This is a genomic window from Streptomyces sp. NPDC090119 (genome assembly GCF_044747085.1).
Lineage (GTDB): Bacteria > Actinomycetota > Actinomycetes > Streptomycetales > Streptomycetaceae > Streptomyces.
Genome location: NZ_JBIVDK010000003.1, coordinates 67987 through 83345 on the forward strand (window position 1 = coordinate 67987; position 15359 = coordinate 83345).

Consider the following 15359-nt stretch of genomic DNA (forward strand, 5'->3'; position numbering starts at 1 on the left):
GGCTACTTCTCCTGCTTCTCGTCGGCACGTGCGGATCGAGGCACGTCGCCGCTCATCTCGTCCTTCTCGCCGTCCGACATGGTGTCGGCGAGTCCCTGCAATGCCGCCCAACGGATGTCGGTGGCGTCATGGTGGTGCTCCGGGTCGTCCGTGAGCCGCGCTCCGCATTCGGAGCACAGGCCCTGACAGTCGTCCTGGCACACCGGCTGCATCGGCAGTGCGAGCACCACCGCATCCCGCAGCAGAGGTTCGAGGTCGATCAGACCGTCCTCGATGTACTGCCTGTCCTCGTCGTCCTCGGCGTCGTCGCCCGGTTCCGCGATCACGCGGCCACGGTCGTCGGCGTCAGGGTACGAGAACATTTCCTGGAAGGCCGCTTCGAGCTCCAGCCCGACCGGCTCCAGACACCTTACGCATTCCCCCTTCGCCGATGCACGGGCGGTGCCTGTGACAAGCACCCCTTCCATGACCGACTCCAGACGGAGGTCGAGCTCCAGCGGGGCGCCTTCCGGCACTCCGATGACGCCCTCGAGACCGAGGTCCCGGGGGGCGTCGACCTCACGGGTCAGGCGCTGCATCGCACCAGGCCGCCGGCCCAGCTCGTGGGTGTCGATCACGAGAGGGTTGCGGTGGTCGAGTCGTGCGTTGGAAGCCATTCCTGCTTTCGGTCCGGGCTAGGAGGGACGCCGCCCGTCGGTGTTCCGGGCAGCGGTGATCGCGGGGATACACGCGACCGAACAGCCAGGATACTGGACCTTTCGCTCAGGGCCCAATCGGGTCGGCTACAGCCCGCGGCCCTGCTCGTACGCGCGCAGCTGCTCCGCGCTGATCATGCCGGTGTCGAAGAGGCTGGCCTCGTCCAGGGCGTAGTCCTGCTGGGACTGCTGCCCCTGCTGCTGCCCCTGCGCCTGGTTCGGGTCGTAGCCCGGCTGCTGGGGGTCGTAGCCGTGGAAGGCGCCGTCGGTCTGCGGGGCGTAGCCGTTGGGGGCGGCGTACGGGTCCTGCTGGTAGCCGTACGCCTCCTGCGGGGCGTAGCCGGGCTGCGGGGGGTAGGCCGCAGGGTAGGCGTCGGGCTGCTGGTAGCCGTACGCGTCCTGCTGCTCGTACGCCGGTTCCTGGAACGGTTCCGGGGCCGGGGCCGGGGCGCGCTGGGCCGGGGTGGGCGGGGTGTCCGCCAGGGCGGCGAGGTCGGCCAGGTAGTCGGCGTCGCTGGAGTGCTGGAAGGTCGTGGTGTCGTCCGCGAGGGCGCCGAGGTCGTCGGTGGCGATCCGGCCGTGCAGCTTCTGCCTGCCGCGGTGGACGGCCTCCAGGGTCTTGGCGAGCACCGCCTCGAAGGCGCCGAGCTTGACGTCGACGTAGGCGTCCGCGTCGTGGCGCAGGGTCTCCGGGTCCTGGCTGCGCTCGGGGGCGTCCTCGTCCTCGTAGCCGTGCTCGTCCAGGCCGGGGCCGGTGCCGAGCAGCTTCTCCCGGCCGCGGCCGACCGAGCCGAGGGTCTTGGTGAGGACGACCTCGAAGTTGGCGAGCTTGGAGTCGACGTAGTCGTCGGCGTCCGCGCGGACCTGCTCGGCCTCGGCGCGGGCCTCCGCCAGGATGCGGTCGGCCTCGGCCTGGGAGTGGCGGGCGACCTCGGTACCGGCGATCAGGCTGCCGCGCTCGGCGTGCGCGGTCTCGATGATCCGCTCGGCCTCGGCGCGGGCCTGCTCGACCATCTGCTCACGGCCGCCGATCAGCTCCTGAGCCTGTTCGAGGGAGCCGGGCAGGGCCTGGCGGACCTCTTCGAGCAGCGCGAGCAGTTCGGCCCGGTTGACCACGCAGGAGGCCGACATGGGCATGGACCGGGCACCGGAGACCGCGGAGACGATCTCGTCGAGCTTGTTCTGGACGTCCACCTGGCTCGCCACTCTCTACTGCTGTGTTGGAGACGGACGGGGTCGACTGTACGGCCATGGGGCGGCCGTCCGACACCGGGTGACGGGTTGTCACCACCCACGGTCGCGTCCCCGCGGCTCAGTCCTTCCGGAACCGGTCGCCGAGTGCCGCGAGCACCTGCGGGGGCACCAGGTGGGAGATGTCGCCGCCCCAGGCCGCGACCTCCTTGACCAGGGAGGAGGACAGGAAGCTGTAGGTGGGGTTGGTGGGCACGAACAGCGTCTCGACCCCGGTGAGGCCGTTGTTCATCTGGGCCATCTGGAGTTCGTAGTCGAAGTCGCTCACCGCGCGCAGGCCCTTGACGATGGCGGGGATGTCGCGGTCCTTGCAGAAGTCGACGAGGAGGCCGTGGTGGGCCTCGACGCGGACGTTGGTGTACTCGGCGGTGACCTCGCGGATCAGGTCGATCCGCTCGTCGACGTCGAACAGGCCCTTCTTGGACTTGTTGACCATCACCGCGACGAACACCTCGTCGTACAGACGGGAGGCGCGGGCGATGATGTCGAGGTGTCCGTTGGTGATCGGGTCGAACGATCCGGGACAGACGGCGCGGCGCACTGGAGATCCCTCGCTCTCGGGTCCGGTCATCGTGCGTCTTCGCACGTTGAGGCGGCGCGACCGTACCAAAACGTTCCCTCGCCGTACCGACGGGACCGGATCGGCTCGAACCCCTCCGGCCAGTGGAATTCGCCGCCTCTGGTGCTGCGCTCCACGGTGACGAGGGCTTCCCCGGTCAGCCAGCCCCCGGCGCGGAGTGTGAGGAGGATCTCCCGGAGATCGTCGTCGGAGACGGCGTACGGGGGGTCGAGGAAGACGAGGTCGTACGGCTCGGCGGGGGGTGCGGTACGGATGACTTGTTCCGCTTTGCCCGCGCGGACTTCGGCGCCCGGGAGGCCCAGGTTGCGGACGTTGTCGCGGACGGTCCTCGCGGCGCGGGCGTCGGCCTCGACGAGGAGGGCGTGGGACGCGCCGCGGGACAGTGCCTCCAGGCCGACCGCGCCGGAGCCCGCGTAGAGGTCCAGGACCCGTTCGCCGTTCAGGGGGGTGCCGAGGAGGGACTGCCAGGTGGAGAAGAGGGCTTCGCGTGCGCGGTCGGATGTGGGGCGGGTTCCTGTGCCGGGGGGCACGTCGAGGCGCCGTCCGCCTGCCGTGCCGGCGATCACGCGGGTCATGTGAGGGTCCTTCTTCTGCGGGGGCGTTCTTTTATTTTCGCAGGTGGTGGGGGGTCTTGTGATGCGTTGGCGGGTGCGGGGCCGTTGTGGTTGATCGCGCCCACGCGGCGGAGCCGCATATCGACAGGGCCCCGCGCCCCTGGAGGGAAGTACAGCTCAGCCCTTCTCCAGGTACTGCTCTCTTTCCTCGTCCAAGAGGGCCTGCAGGGCTGTGCGTAGGCCGGGGATGCGCTCCAGCTCCGGGTCCGCCGCCACCACCGCCGCCGCTTCCTCCCTCGCCTCGGCGATGATCTCCTCGTCCTCGATGACCTCCAGGACGCGGAGGCTGGTGCGGGCGCCGGACTGGGCCTGGCCGAGGACATCGCCTTCGCGGCGCTGTTCGAGGTCGATGCGGGAGAGCTCGAAGCCGTCGAGGGTGGAGGCGACGGCGTTGAGGCGCTGGCGGGCGGGGCTGGCCTCGGGCATCTCGCTGACCAGCAGGCACAGTCCGGGGGCCGAGCCTCGGCCGACGCGGCCGCGCAGCTGGTGGAGCTGGGAGACGCCGAAGCGGTCGGCGTCCATGATGACCATCGCGGTGGCGTTGGGGACGTTGACGCCGACCTCGATGACGGTGGTGGCGACCAGGACGTCCGTCTCCCCGGCGGCGAAGCGGCGCATCACGGCGTCCTTGTCGTCGGGGTGCATCCTGCCGTGCAGCACCTCGACCTTGAGTCCCTGGAGCGGGCCCCGGGCGAGCTGGTCGGCGATGTCGAGGACGGCGAGCGGGGGGCGTTTGTCGCCCTCGGTGGCCTTCTTCTCGGCGGCGCTCTCGTCCTCGTCGCCGATGCGGGGGCAGACGACGTACGCCTGGTGGCCGTTCTCGACCTCCTCGCGGACGCGTTCCCAGGCGCGGGCGAGGAAGTGGGGCTTGTCGGCGGCCGGGACGACATGGGTGGCGATCGGGGAGCGGCCCGCCGGGAGCTGGTCCAGGACGGAGGTCTCCAGGTCACCGAAGACCGTCATGGCGACCGTGCGCGGGATCGGGGTGGCCGTCATGACGAGCAGGTGCGGGGGCTGTTTGCCCTTGCCGCGCAGGGCGTCGCGCTGCTCCACGCCGAAGCGGTGCTGTTCGTCCACGACGACCAGGCCGAGGTCGTGGAACTGGACCTTGTCCTCGATGAGCGCGTGGGTGCCGATGACGATGCCCGCCTCACCGGTGACGATGTCCAGCAGCGCCTGACGGCGGGCGGCGGCCCCCATCGACCCGGTCAGCAGCACCACCTTGGTCCCGTGCTCGGACCCGCCCAGCAAGCCGCCCTCGGCCAGATCCCCCATCATCTCGGTGATCGACCGGTGATGCTGCTGCGCGAGCACCTCGGTGGGCGCCAGCATGGCCGCCTGCCCCCCGGCGTCGACGACGGCGAGCATGGCGCGCAACGCCACCATTGTCTTGCCCGAACCCACCTCCCCCTGGAGCAGTCGGTGCATCGGGTGGGCGGTGGCGAGGTCGGTGAAGATCTCGGCGGAGACGCGTTGCTGGCCGTCGGTGAGGGTGAAGGGGAGGCGGGCGTCGAAGCTGGTGAGGAGGCCGTCGTCCTGGGGGCGGCGGGGGACGGCGGGGAGCTGGGTGTCGGCGTAGCGGCGGCGGGCGAGGGCGACTTGGAGGACGAACGCCTCGTCCCACTTGAGGCGGGCGCGGGCGTCGGCGATGTCGGCCTTGGTGGCGGGGCGGTGGATCTTGACCAGGGCCTCGGGCAGCTCGACCAGGCCACGGCCCTCGCGCAGGGAGCCGGGGAGCGGGTCGACGGCTTCCTGGACGCTGGGCAGCACGGTCTGCACCGCCTTGCCGATCTTCCAGGACTCCAGCTTGGCGGTGGCGGGGTAGATCGGGATGAGGGAGCCCGCCCAGCTCTCCACGGCCTCGTCGCCGTCCTCGGCGTCCTTGTCCAGCAACTCGTAGGCGGGGTGGGCGAGTTGGAGGCGGTGGTTGAAGACGGAGACCTTGCCGGAGAACATCGCGCGGGTGCCCGGCAGGAGTTCCTTGTGGGGCTTGTGCACGCCGTTGCCGAAGAAGACGAGCTGGAGGCGGCCGCTGCCGTCGGTGATGGTGACCTCGAGCCGCTGGCCCTTGCCGCGCGGGGCGCGGGAGGAGGCGAAGGTGTGCAGCCGGGCGTCGGCAACCTGGGCGACCACGGTGACGTGCTCGTCCATGGGGAGATCGGCGAGGTGGGTGAGCTGGCCGCGCTCCTCGTATCTGCGGGGGTAGTGGTGCAGGAGGTCGCCGACGGTGTGCAGGCCGAGGTTCTCGGCCATCACCTTCGCGGTGGCGGGACCGAGCACCTTCTTCAGGGGTTCTCGCAGTGCGGGCACGAGATCCATTGCACACCACGCCACCGACATCGCCGTACAGGTGCCCCGCCCGGTCCCGGTGAGATCCCCGAAATCCCTGGTCAGCTCGGGCCTTCGGCCCTAGGATGACGCGCCTCCGGCCATCCCCCGCGGTCACCGCCCCCACGGCATCCGACCGCCCGACCCCGCGCCGCGCGAAGCTCCCCCCCACCGGCGCCGTGACGATGGACTCCCAGACCTCCCAGTCATCCCCGGCTTCCGAGCCCGCCCCTCCGCACACCTTCCAGGTCGACCTGCGTGGTCTGGTGGACCTGCTCTCCCAGCATCTGTACTCCAGCCCGAAGGTCTACCTGCGCGAGCTGCTGCAGAACGCCGTGGACGCCGTCACCGCCCGGCGGGCCGAGGAGCCCGGCGCCCCGGCGCGGGTGCGGCTGTTCCCGGACGGGCGGGGCGGGCTCCGGGTGGAGGACAGCGGGATCGGGCTCACCGAGGCGGACGTGCACACCCTGCTGGCGACCATCGGCCGCAGTTCCAAGCGGGCGGAGGGCCTGGAGGAGACCCGCTCGGGGTTCCTGGGCCGGTTCGGCATCGGGCTGCTGGCCTGCTTCGTGGTCGCCGAGCGCATCCGTGTGGTCAGCCGCAGCGCCCGTACGCCCGGCGCGGCGCCGGTGGAGTGGACGGCCGCGGACGACGGCTCGTACACCGTGCGCACGCTGCCGGACTCGGCGCGGCCGGAGCCGGGCACGACCGTGCACCTGGTGGCGCGGCCGGGTGCGGGCGAGTGGCTGGCGCCCGCGCGGGTGCGCGCGCTGGCGCGGGACTTCGGTTCGCTGCTGCCGTACGACGTGCGGGTGGACGACGAGCCGGTCACGGATCTCCCGGCGCCCTGGGACCGCCCCTGGCCGAGCCCGGTGGAGCGGCGGGCGGCGCTGGAGGCGCACTGCCGGGAGCTGTTCGGCTTCACGCCGCTGGACGCGATCCCCCTGGACGTGCCGCTGGCCGGGGTGCGCGGGGTGGCGTACGTGCTCCCCTCTGCGGTGAGCCCGGCACAGCGGGCCACGCACCGGGTGCACCTGAAGGGCATGCTGCTCACCGAGCGGGCCGAACAGCTGCTGCCGGACTGGGCGTTCTTCGTGCGCTGTGTGCTGGACACGGACACGCTGCGACCCACCGCGTCGCGCGAGGCGCTGTACGAGGACGAGACGCTGGCCGGGGTGCGTGAGGCGCTGGGCGAGCGGGTGCGGGACTGGCTGACGGGGCTCGCGGCGGGTGCCCCGGAGCGGCTGTCGGCGTTCCTGGCCGTGCACCATCTCGGGGTGCGGGCGCTGGCCCGGCACGACGCCGAGATGCTGCGGGTCATGCTGCCGTGGCTGCCGTTCGAGACCAGTGACGGGGAGCTGTCGCTGGCGGAGTTCGCGCGGCGGCACCCGGTGGTGCACTTCACCCGGAGTGTCGAGGAGTTCCGGCAGGTCGCGCCGATCGCCGCGGCGCAGGGCGTCGGGGTGGTGAACGGGGGCTACACCTACGACAGCGAGCTGGTGGAGGCGCTGCCGTCGGTGCGGCCGGGCACGGTGGTCGCGGAGCTGGACGCGGACACGGTGACCGCGCATCTGGACGCGGTGGACCCGGCGGCGGAGCTGGCGTTGTCCGGCTTCCTGGCGGCCGCGCGGGCCAGGCTCGATCCGCTGGACTGCGATGTGGTGCTGCGGGCGTTCCACCCGGTGTCGGTGCCCGCGCTGCATCTGGACGACCGGTCGGCGCGGCACGAGCGGGCGCGGGCGGAGGCGGAGGAGCAGGCGGACGACCTGTGGGCGGGCATCCTGGGCTCGCTGCGCGGCACCGCCCCGCGTGCCCGGCTGGTGCTGAACCATCTCAACCCGCTGATCCGGCGCGTCGGTTCGCTGACCGACCCGGAGCTGACGGGCACGGCGGCCGAGGCGCTGTACGGGCAGGCGCTGCTGCTGGCGCACCGCCCGCTGCGGCCGGCCGACTCGGCGTTGGTGAACCGGGCGTTCGCCGCACTGCTGGACCGGGCGGCGCCCGGGGAGAACGAGGGACGATGAGCCGGATCATGGACTTCGAGGCGCTGCGGCAGGCCATGGCGGAGAACGCGGAGCGGCCGGAGGGCCCGGCACGCAACGCGCGCGCGGAGGAACTCCTCACCGAGGCCGAGAAATTGGACATCCCGCTCGCGGTGATCGAGGCGCTCGGCCACCAGGTGAAGGTCTACAACTACAGCTCGGAGAAGGACCGGGTGTTCGTGCCGTTCGCGCGGCTGCTGCGGATGTGGGACGAGCGGCCGGAGGACTTCGACGCTTACGAGGCGCACGCGCTGCACTGGACGTTCAAGTGGATGACCGCGGGCATGCTGGGCCAGCCGCACGTCCCGCTGGCGTCGGTGGAGAACTGGCTCGGCGAGATGGAGCGCCGCTACCGGATCGCCGGGTACTCGGAACGGGCGGTGCGCGCGGCCGAGTTCGGCATCGCCTCGCACGTCGGGGACCGGGCGCGGGCGGAGCGGGCGTACGCGGCGTGGCTGGCCGCCGACCGGGACGACATGGCCGACTGCCACGCCTGCGAGCTGCACGGGCAGGGCGGCTGGCAGGTGCGGTCGGGCCGGGACGCGGCGGCGCTGGAGCTGTGGGCGCCGGTCCTGGAGGGCGAGTTCACGTGCGCGCACGAGCCGCACGGGGTATTGGCCCGCTCGCTGGTGCCGCTGCTGCGGCTGGGCCGGGTGGCGGAGGCAAGCGCCCATCATCTGCGCGGCATCAGACTGGTGCGGCCGATGGAGAGCATGCGGGACGCGTACGCCGCCCATGTGGAGTTCTGCGCGCTGAGCGGGAACGAGGCACGTGGTCTGGAGCTGCTGGCGGAGCGGCCCGCGTACTTCACGGACACCGGGCATCCGCGCAGCCTGCTGGAGTTCCTGGCCGTGGTGACGCTGTTGATGGACCGGCTGACCGCGCTCGGTCTGGGCGCCCGGGAGGTGCCGGGTCCGGCCGGGCGGACGTGGACCGCGCGGGAGCTGGCCGCGCACGCGCGCGTGGAGGCGCTGGAGCTGGCGGCGCGGTTCGACGCGCGCAACGGCACCTCGCACATCGGTGACCTGACCCGCGCCACGATGGACGCCGAGCCCCTGGCGGAGCGCCTGCCGCTGGGCGTGCGGACGGCTCCGGCACCGGCTCCGGCGGCCGAGGAGGTCCCGGAGGAGGAGCCGGGGGTGCCCGAGCTGCTGGCGCGGGCGCGGCGGCTGTCGGAGACCCTCCAGCCGGACGCCCCGCAGGCGTGGGCGGCCCTCGCGCGGGCCACCGACGGCGCCGGACTCGACGCACGCGCGCGTGCCGAACTGGCCGACAACCAGGCGATGGTCCAGGGCCCCGACGGCATCCCGCTCTTCGAGGAGGCCGCCGCCCTGTACGCGGAGGCGGACGACCCCGGCGAGGCCCTCGCGGCACGCGCGCGTGCGGCGTACGTACGCGCCCTGAGCGGCGAGGCGGACGCGGCGCTGAAGACTGTCGACGCCCTGTACGACGAGGTGCTCGCGCGGTACGCGGAGGAGGCGACCGGCCCCCGGCAGACGGCGGGCGTACTGATCAGCCGGGCCCGCGTGCTGATGCGGTGCGTGCACGAGGGCGCCCCGGCGGAGGAGGCGGAGCGGGCCGCGCGGGAGGTGCTGGCGTTCGTCGGCGGCCGTACCGGGGACGACGTACGGCTGGTGGCGCGCGGGGCCGAGGCGCGGGCCATGCTGGCGGAGCTGGCCGAATTGGGCGGGGATCTGTCCCGCGCGGCCGACCTGTTCCGGCGGGCGGCGGCCGAGTACACGGGCGCGGGGCTGCCTTGGTTCGCGGTGGAGTACGAGGCGCGGGTGGGGGCGCTCTCCCAGCACCTCGGGGAGCCCGCCGAGGCCGAGCGGGCGCTGCGGTCGGCGCTGGAGCACGGCGGAGCGTATCTGGAGCCGACCGGGCGGGCCCAGCTGCACCTGCAGCTTGCCGAGCTGATCGGGGCGCGGGACGGCACCGAGGAGGCGGCCGGGCACGCTCTGCAGGCCGCGCACTGGGCTGACGAGGCGGGCGAGAGCGGCACCTTCGGCGCCTGGGCCCGGCATCTGCTGGGCGGGCTGCTGCTGCGCCAGGGGCGCTGGACGGAGGCGGCCGAGGTGCTGGAGTCGGCGCTCGCCGAGCTGTCGGCCGAGGTGCACGGGGACGGCGCGCTGGTGCAGACCCGCTGGTGGCTCGGGGACTGTCTGAGCGAGCTGGGCGAGCACCGGGCGGCGGCCGAGCACCGGCTGCTGGCGGCGGAGATGGCCGAGCAGTGGCCGGAGCAGCAGGACCACGCGACGCTGGCGCACCTGGCGGGCCAGTCCCTCGCCGAGGCGGACCTCCCTGCGGAGGCGGACCGCGCCTATGTGCGCGCGGGCGAGCTGTGGGAGGCGCTGGGCAACCCGTACTTCACCGTGCGCGCGCTGCGGGCCCGCGCCTGGCTGGCACCCCGGCTGGAGGCGGGGGTGCCAGGGGCGCGGGCGCTGATGGCGCGGGCCGTGGAGGTGTGCGGGAAGGCGCTGGCGGAGGCGGACGACCCGCTGGAGCGGGCCCGGCTGACCGAAGAACTCGCGCACACGCACCGCCAGTTCGGCGAACTCCTGGCCGCGGTGGCACAGGAGCGCGAGGAGGCGCTGGCGGAGCTGGAGCGGTCGGCCGCGCTGTTCGCCACGCTCGGCGCGGACGGTCTGCACGGCCGCACCGGCGCCGAACTGGCCGCCGCCGCGCTGGAGGCCGAGCTGGGCCGGACGGCCGAGGCGCGGGCACGCGCGCGTGCCGTGCTCGCGGCATACGAGGGGGCCGACGAGGGCGCCGACGGCGCGGACGACACCGTCCGGGTCCGGCGCGAGACGGCGGCCCGCCTGCTGGACGGGGAGTGACCCCGGCCCCTCACTCAGCTCACTCCACGCCGATGAGCAGCAGGGAGCCCTGCCTACCGCCCCGGTAGACCACGGTGTCGACGGCGAGGTAGGACTCGCGGACGCGGGCTTCGAGGCGGTCGGCGACCGTCTCGGGGGCCTCGTCGCCGACGACCAGGGTGACCAGTTCGCCGCCCGCCTGGAGCATGCGGTCGAGCACGGTCTCGGCGGTGCCGGTGAGATCCGGGCCGATCACGGCCACATCGCCGTCGATCAGCCCCAGTACGTCCCCGGCCTGGCAGATCCCGGCCGTCGTCCAGGACTGGCGCTCGGCGACGAGGAACTCGGCGTACCGGGTGGCGCCCGCGGCCGAGGTCATCTGGACCACGTCCTCGTCGAACCGCCGGTCCGGCGCGTGCACGGCGAGCGCGGCGATGCCCTGGACCGCCGAGCGGGTGGGGATCAGCGCGACCCGGACGCCGTCGGCGCGGGCCTGCTCGGCGGCCACCGCCGCCGTGTGCCGCAGTTCGGCGTCGTTGGGCAGCAGGACGACCTCGCGGGCGTGCGCGCGCCGGAGGGCCTGGGCCAGCTCGCCGCTGGCGGGCGGTTCACCGGGGCGGGCCAGGACAGTGGTGGCGCCCGCCTCGGCGTACAGCCCGGCCAGCCCCTCACCGGGCACCACGGCGACGACGGCCCGCTGCGCCCGCTCGCGCGGCGGCCGCTCCCCGCCCGCGTGGACGTCGTCGGCGGCGAAGTGGGTGATCCGGACGCGGTACGGGCGCCCGGCCTCGATGCCCGCCTCCACGGCGGCTCCGGCGTCGTCGACGTGCACATGGACGTTCCAAAGCCCGTCGCCGCCCACCACGACGAGCGAGTCACCGAGGGCGTCGAGCCGTTCCCGGAGCCGGGCGACGGCCGTGTCGTCGGCCTCCAGGAGGTAGATCACCTCGTAGGCGGGGCCGCCCTCCCCCACGTGCTCCGGCGCCTCCGGGCAGCTCTCGGCCTCGGCGGACCCGGCGTACGTCTCCTCGGGCACCGCCTCCCCGGTGAGCGCCTCCACCAGGGCGGCCAGCATCGTCACCAAGCCGCGTCCGCCCGCGTCCACGACCCCGGCGCGGCCGAGCACGGCCAGTTGCCGCGGGGTGGCGGCCAGGGCGGCCCGCGCTCCCTCGTAGGCGGCCAGCGCGACCGTCCCGCAGTCACCCTCGGCTCCGTCGGCCGCGTCGGCGGCGGCCGAGGCGACGGTGAGCACGGTGCCTTCGACGGGGTGGGCGACGGCCTCGCGGGCGGCGTCGGCGGCCCGGCGCAGGGCCAGGCGCAGACCGTCGCCGTCGGCGTGAGGCGCGTCACTCGTACCGGGGGCGGCGAGCACCTGGGCCATGCCGCGCAGCAGCTGGGCGAGGATCGTGCCGGAGTTGCCGCGGGCGCCGATGAGGGCGCCGTGGGCCATGGCCCGCAGGGCTTCGGCGAGAGAGGGTCCGTGGGCCCCCCGGGCCGTCCCGGCCGCGTCGTCCGGTTCGTACCCGGCGAAGACCGCCTCCACGGCAGTCGAGGCCGATTCCACCGTCAGATAGAGGTTGGTGCCGGTGTCCCCGTCGGCGACGGGATAGACGTTGATCGCGTCGATCTCCTCGCGTGCGAGGCCCAGCGCCCGCAGCGCCAGAGCGCACCAGGACCGCACCGCGAGAGCATCGAGGAATGTCTGCGGCACCTGCGCCACCTGCGCCTCCCTGTGGCTGGACGTGGGACGCAGCGTAGACCGTGGGACGGTGTCCACCGCGGGAGGGCCGGGCACGGGGGGCCGGGCCGCCATGGTAGTTTCGTTGTACCGAAGCAGTCGTTGTATGCTGCTCCGGTTGCCCGATCCCGATCGGGCCATTCCCCCTGGCAGCGCCACTCAAGATCTCAGATCTCCTGATCTGGGTCCCGGCATGCCGGGATCCACCGTAAGTGCATCTGAAGTCTTTGGAGTGACCCGTGGCTGCCAACTGCGACGTCTGTGGCAAGGGGCCGGGCTTCGGCAACAACATCTCGCACTCGCACCGCCGTACGCCCCGTCGCTGGAACCCGAACATCCAGCGCGTTCGTACTGTGGTCGGCGGGACGCCGAAGCGCGTGAACGCTTGCACCTCGTGCATCAAGGCCGGCAAGGTCTCGCGCTGACGCACCTCCCCCGAGCTCTGAGCGAGCAGGGGGTGCCCCCCGTCGCGCGCGGCCATAGTCGGTTGCTGTGAAGAGCCGGTCCACCTCGTGTGGACCGGCTCTTCGCGTTGCCCGCGCAGGCTTCAGAAGCGCCAGCCGTGGTCCACGGGGCCGATCCCGGCGCCGAGTGCGAAGCCGTGGGCGATCGCCCCGGTGACGTACTCCTTGGCCGCCGTGACGGCCTCCGGTACGGGCAGGCCCTTCGCCAGCTCCGAGGCGATCGCGGAGGCGAGGGTGCAGCCGGTGCCGTGAGTGTGCCGGTTGTCGTGGCGCGGGGCGCGCAGCCGGAACTCCTGGTCGCCGTCGGTGAGCAGGTCCACGGCCTCCCCGGTGAGATGACCGCCCTTGATCAGCACCCACTGGGGCCCGTAGGCCAGTACGGCTTCCGCCGCCGGGCGCAGATCATCCTCCGAAGTGACCTGGAATCCTGTGAGTTGGGCCACTTCGTCCAGGTTCGGGGTGGCCACGGTCGCCACCGGGAGCAGCCGGGTGCGCACCGAGTCCAGGGCGGAGGCGGCGAGCAGCGGGTCGCCGTGCTTGGAGACGCCCACCGGGTCCACCACGACGGGCGCGTCCGTGCCGGAGATCAACTCCGCGACCGCCTCGACCAGTTCCGCCGAGGCCAGCATGCCGGTCTTCACGGCCTGTACGCCGATGTCGTCCACCACGCTGCGGTACTGCGCCCGCACCGCCTCCACCGGCAGCTCCCAGGCGCCCTGCACGCCCAGGGAGTTCTGCGCGGTCACGGCCGTGATCACGCTCATCCCGTGCACGCCGAGCGCCAGCATCGTCTTCAGGTCGGCCTGGATGCCCGCTCCGCCGCCGGAGTCCGAGCCGGCCACCGTGAGGACGCGTGGCGGCGCCTGCCCGGCGGGCCTCACTCCGGGTCCCCGAAGTGGTCCCAGCCGCCCGTGGCGGTCCAGGGCGCCCCGTCCACGGTCACCTGGGGCAGCGCCGAGGGGTTGAGGACCTCGCCGATGACCTTCCAGCGGGCCGGGAGCTTGGTGTCGGGCGGGAAGGTCGCCACGATCGCGTGGTCCTCTCCCCCGGTCAGCACCCACTGCAGCGGGTCCACCCCGACCGCCTGCCCGATGTCGTTCATCTGGGTGGGGATGTCGATCGCGCCGGAGCGGATGTCGATCCGCACCTTGCTGGCCTCCGCGATGTGCCCGAGGTCCGCGATCAGTCCGTCGCTGACGTCGCACATCGCGGTCGCGCCGAGCGCGGCGGCCGCCGGACCCGCGTGGTACGGCGGCTCGGGGCGGCGGTGCGCCTCCACGAAGGCGCGCGGCGAGCGGAAGCCCCGCGACAGCACCGCGTACCCGGCGGCGGACCAGCCCAGCCAGCCCGTGACGGCCACCAGGTCGCCCGGCTGCGCGCCGGAGCGGGTCACCGGCTCCTGGTTGCGCAGATCGCCGAGCGCGGTGATCGACACCATGATCGTGTCGCCGCGTACGACGTCCCCGCCGACCACGGAGGCGCCCGCGACCTGGCACTCGTCGCGCAGGCCGTCCATCAGCTCGGTGGGCCAGGTCACCGGGAGTTCGGCCGGGACGACCAGGCCGAGCAGCAGCGCGGTGGGCACGGCGCCCATGGCGGCGATGTCCGCCAGGTTCTGGGCGGCGGCCTTGCGGCCCACGTCGTACGCCGTGGACCAGTCGCGGCGGAAGTGCCGGCCCTCCAGCAGGATGTCGGTGCTCGCCACCACCCGGCGGTCCGGGGCGGCGACCACGGCGGCGTCGTCACCGGGGCCGACCCGGACCGCCGGGGTGGTGGTGAGACGGGAGGTCAGCTCCCGGATGAGCCCGAACTCACCAAGCTCACCCACTGTGCCCTTCATGGCCTCAAGCCCTTCTGTACCTGTCCCGTGCCCGGTCGCGCGTCATCAGTGTCCCCGATACGGTCGAGGGAGCCGTCAACTTCCGTCGTGCCCGCACCCCGGCACGCGTGCGCCGTTCCCCAGGGTCTCCCCCTGGAGAGCGGCGACGCGATACCGTGGCGTTCCTCTTCCCCACATGATCCTCGTGGCCGCCCTGGAGGTTCCGTGGTACAGGCGTACATCCTGATCCAGACCGAGGTCGGCAAGGCCTCGACCGTCGCCGAGACGATCGGCCAGATCCCTGGTGTGATCCAGGCCGAGGACGTGACGGGACCCTATGACGTCATCGTGCGCGCCCAGGCCGACACCGTCGACGAACTGGGTCGCATGGTGGTCGCCAAGGTCCAGCAAGTGGACGGCCTCACACGCACCCTGACCTGCCCGGTCGTGCATCTGTAGCCCCCGTCTACCCTTGGCCGGTGAACTTCTTCCGTCACCGGTCCCTCGGCCTGCTCGCGCCCGCGCTGCTGATCGCGGTCGCGGGCTGTTCCACGGCGGACGACGGCGCCGCGGTCGCGGCTCCCCGCCCCGACGCGCGCACCGCCCCCCTGTGCCTGCGTCTGGACGAGGCGCTGCCCGAGAAGGTGGACGGCCGGCACCGTGACGACCCCCGGCCCGCCTCCCGCTACACGGCGGGCTGGTCGGGCCCGGCGATCATACTGCGCTGCGGGGTGGTCCGGCCGCCGAAGATGACCGACCCCAAGGTCGCCCAGGGCCACGACCCCGACGCGCTGGCGGGCGGGGTCGACGGCGTGGACTGGCTGATGGAGAAGCGGGACGACGGTTCCGCGCGCTTCACCACCGCGAATCGCCGCGCCTATGTGGAGGTGACGCTGCCGAAGGAACTGTCCGGCCCGGACGACTCGACGGCGGTCCTGGTCGACCTGGCCCCGGCCGTGAAGAAGGCGATCCCCGAGGGGATCGCCTCCATGCGGTGATGACGTGCGCGGTG

13 protein-coding genes are annotated in these 15359 nt (G+C 73.2%); 5 read left to right on the forward strand and 8 right to left on the reverse strand.

Features of this window, described 5'->3' with window-relative positions:
- Positions 1-2 precede the first annotated feature (2 nt).
- The 5 genes from ACIPPM_RS12970 to recG form a co-directional block, all read right to left on the reverse strand.
- On the reverse strand, positions 3-656 hold the full coding sequence (locus ACIPPM_RS12970) for a YceD family protein (RefSeq protein WP_401446650.1): 654 nt from the start codon (positions 654-656) through the stop codon (positions 3-5).
- Positions 657-782: 126 nt separating this feature from the next.
- Positions 783-1889 (reverse strand): ATP synthase F0 subunit B, encoded by a 1107-nt coding sequence (locus ACIPPM_RS12975; RefSeq protein ID WP_401448443.1) that lies wholly within the window; start codon positions 1887-1889, stop codon positions 783-785.
- A gap of 118 nt (positions 1890-2007) precedes the next feature.
- Complete coding sequence (coaD, locus tag ACIPPM_RS12980) at positions 2008-2487, reverse strand: pantetheine-phosphate adenylyltransferase (protein WP_388994922.1); 480 nt, start codon at positions 2485-2487, stop codon at positions 2008-2010.
- 26 nt (positions 2488-2513) lie between these two features.
- Entirely contained in the window at positions 2514-3101 is a 588-nt protein-coding gene (gene rsmD, locus ACIPPM_RS12985) for a 16S rRNA (guanine(966)-N(2))-methyltransferase RsmD (RefSeq protein WP_401446653.1), read from the reverse strand.
- A gap of 156 nt (positions 3102-3257) precedes the next feature.
- Positions 3258-5459 carry an ATP-dependent DNA helicase RecG gene (gene recG, locus ACIPPM_RS12990; RefSeq protein ID WP_401446656.1) on the reverse strand — a complete coding sequence of 734 codons (2202 nt, stop codon included), beginning with the start codon at positions 5457-5459 and terminating at the stop codon, positions 3258-3260.
- Positions 5460-5653: 194 nt separating this feature from the next.
- Between recG and ACIPPM_RS12995 the strand changes: the two genes are divergently transcribed.
- Positions 5654-7492, forward strand: coding sequence for an HSP90 family protein (locus tag ACIPPM_RS12995; protein WP_401448445.1), 1839 nt, complete (start codon positions 5654-5656; stop codon positions 7490-7492).
- Positions 7489-10347: a tetratricopeptide repeat protein gene (locus ACIPPM_RS13000; RefSeq protein ID WP_401446659.1), complete on the forward strand. Its 2859-nt coding sequence runs from the start codon at positions 7489-7491 to the stop codon at positions 10345-10347. The genes ACIPPM_RS12995 and ACIPPM_RS13000 overlap by 4 nt, the downstream gene beginning before the upstream one ends.
- 19 nt (positions 10348-10366) lie before the next feature.
- On the opposite strand, the gene ACIPPM_RS13005 is transcribed toward ACIPPM_RS13000, so the two are convergent.
- Entirely contained in the window at positions 10367-12046 is a 1680-nt protein-coding gene (locus ACIPPM_RS13005) for a DAK2 domain-containing protein (protein WP_401446662.1), read from the reverse strand.
- Between the two features lie 257 nt (positions 12047-12303).
- On the opposite strand from ACIPPM_RS13005, the gene rpmB reads away from it, so the two are divergent.
- Positions 12304-12489 carry a 50S ribosomal protein L28 gene (gene rpmB / locus ACIPPM_RS13010; RefSeq protein ID WP_004924906.1) on the forward strand — a complete coding sequence of 62 codons (186 nt, stop codon included), beginning with the start codon at positions 12304-12306 and terminating at the stop codon, positions 12487-12489.
- A 122-nt stretch (positions 12490-12611) separates the two neighbouring features.
- On the opposite strand, the gene thiD is transcribed toward rpmB, so the two are convergent.
- Together thiD and ACIPPM_RS13020 are read right to left on the reverse strand one after the other, a co-directional pair.
- Complete coding sequence (gene thiD, locus ACIPPM_RS13015) at positions 12612-13409, reverse strand: bifunctional hydroxymethylpyrimidine kinase/phosphomethylpyrimidine kinase (protein ID WP_401446665.1); 798 nt, start codon at positions 13407-13409, stop codon at positions 12612-12614.
- Positions 13406-14368 (reverse strand): thiamine-phosphate kinase, encoded by a 963-nt coding sequence (locus tag ACIPPM_RS13020; protein ID WP_401446668.1) that lies wholly within the window; start codon positions 14366-14368, stop codon positions 13406-13408. The genes thiD and ACIPPM_RS13020 overlap by 4 nt, the downstream gene beginning before the upstream one ends.
- A gap of 204 nt (positions 14369-14572) precedes the next feature.
- On the opposite strand from ACIPPM_RS13020, the gene ACIPPM_RS13025 reads away from it, so the two are divergent.
- Both ACIPPM_RS13025 and ACIPPM_RS13030 read left to right on the forward strand, forming a co-directional pair.
- Complete coding sequence (locus ACIPPM_RS13025; RefSeq protein ID WP_401446671.1) at positions 14573-14806, forward strand: Lrp/AsnC family transcriptional regulator; 234 nt, start codon at positions 14573-14575, stop codon at positions 14804-14806.
- Between the two features lie 20 nt (positions 14807-14826).
- Positions 14827-15345, forward strand: coding sequence for a DUF3515 domain-containing protein (locus ACIPPM_RS13030; RefSeq protein WP_401446674.1), 519 nt, complete (start codon positions 14827-14829; stop codon positions 15343-15345).
- Positions 15346-15359 lie beyond the last annotated feature (14 nt).

Excerpts from the sequence above, each read along its gene's own strand:
- ACIPPM_RS12970 (WP_401446650.1), bottom strand. The coding sequence starts at position 656 with ATGGCTTCCAACGCACGACTCGACCACCGCAACCCTCTCGTGATCGAC.
- rsmD (WP_401446653.1), bottom strand. The coding sequence starts at position 3,101 with ATGACCCGCGTGATCGCCGGCACGGCAGGCGGACGGCGCCTCGACGTG.
- recG (WP_401446656.1), bottom strand. The coding sequence starts at position 5,459 with ATGGATCTCGTGCCCGCACTGCGAGAACCCCTGAAGAAGGTGCTCGGT.
- ACIPPM_RS12995 (WP_401448445.1), top strand. The coding sequence starts at position 5,654 with ATGGACTCCCAGACCTCCCAGTCATCCCCGGCTTCCGAGCCCGCCCCT.
- ACIPPM_RS13000 (WP_401446659.1), top strand. The coding sequence starts at position 7,489 with ATGAGCCGGATCATGGACTTCGAGGCGCTGCGGCAGGCCATGGCGGAG.
- ACIPPM_RS13020 (WP_401446668.1), bottom strand. The coding sequence starts at position 14,368 with ATGAAGGGCACAGTGGGTGAGCTTGGTGAGTTCGGGCTCATCCGGGAG.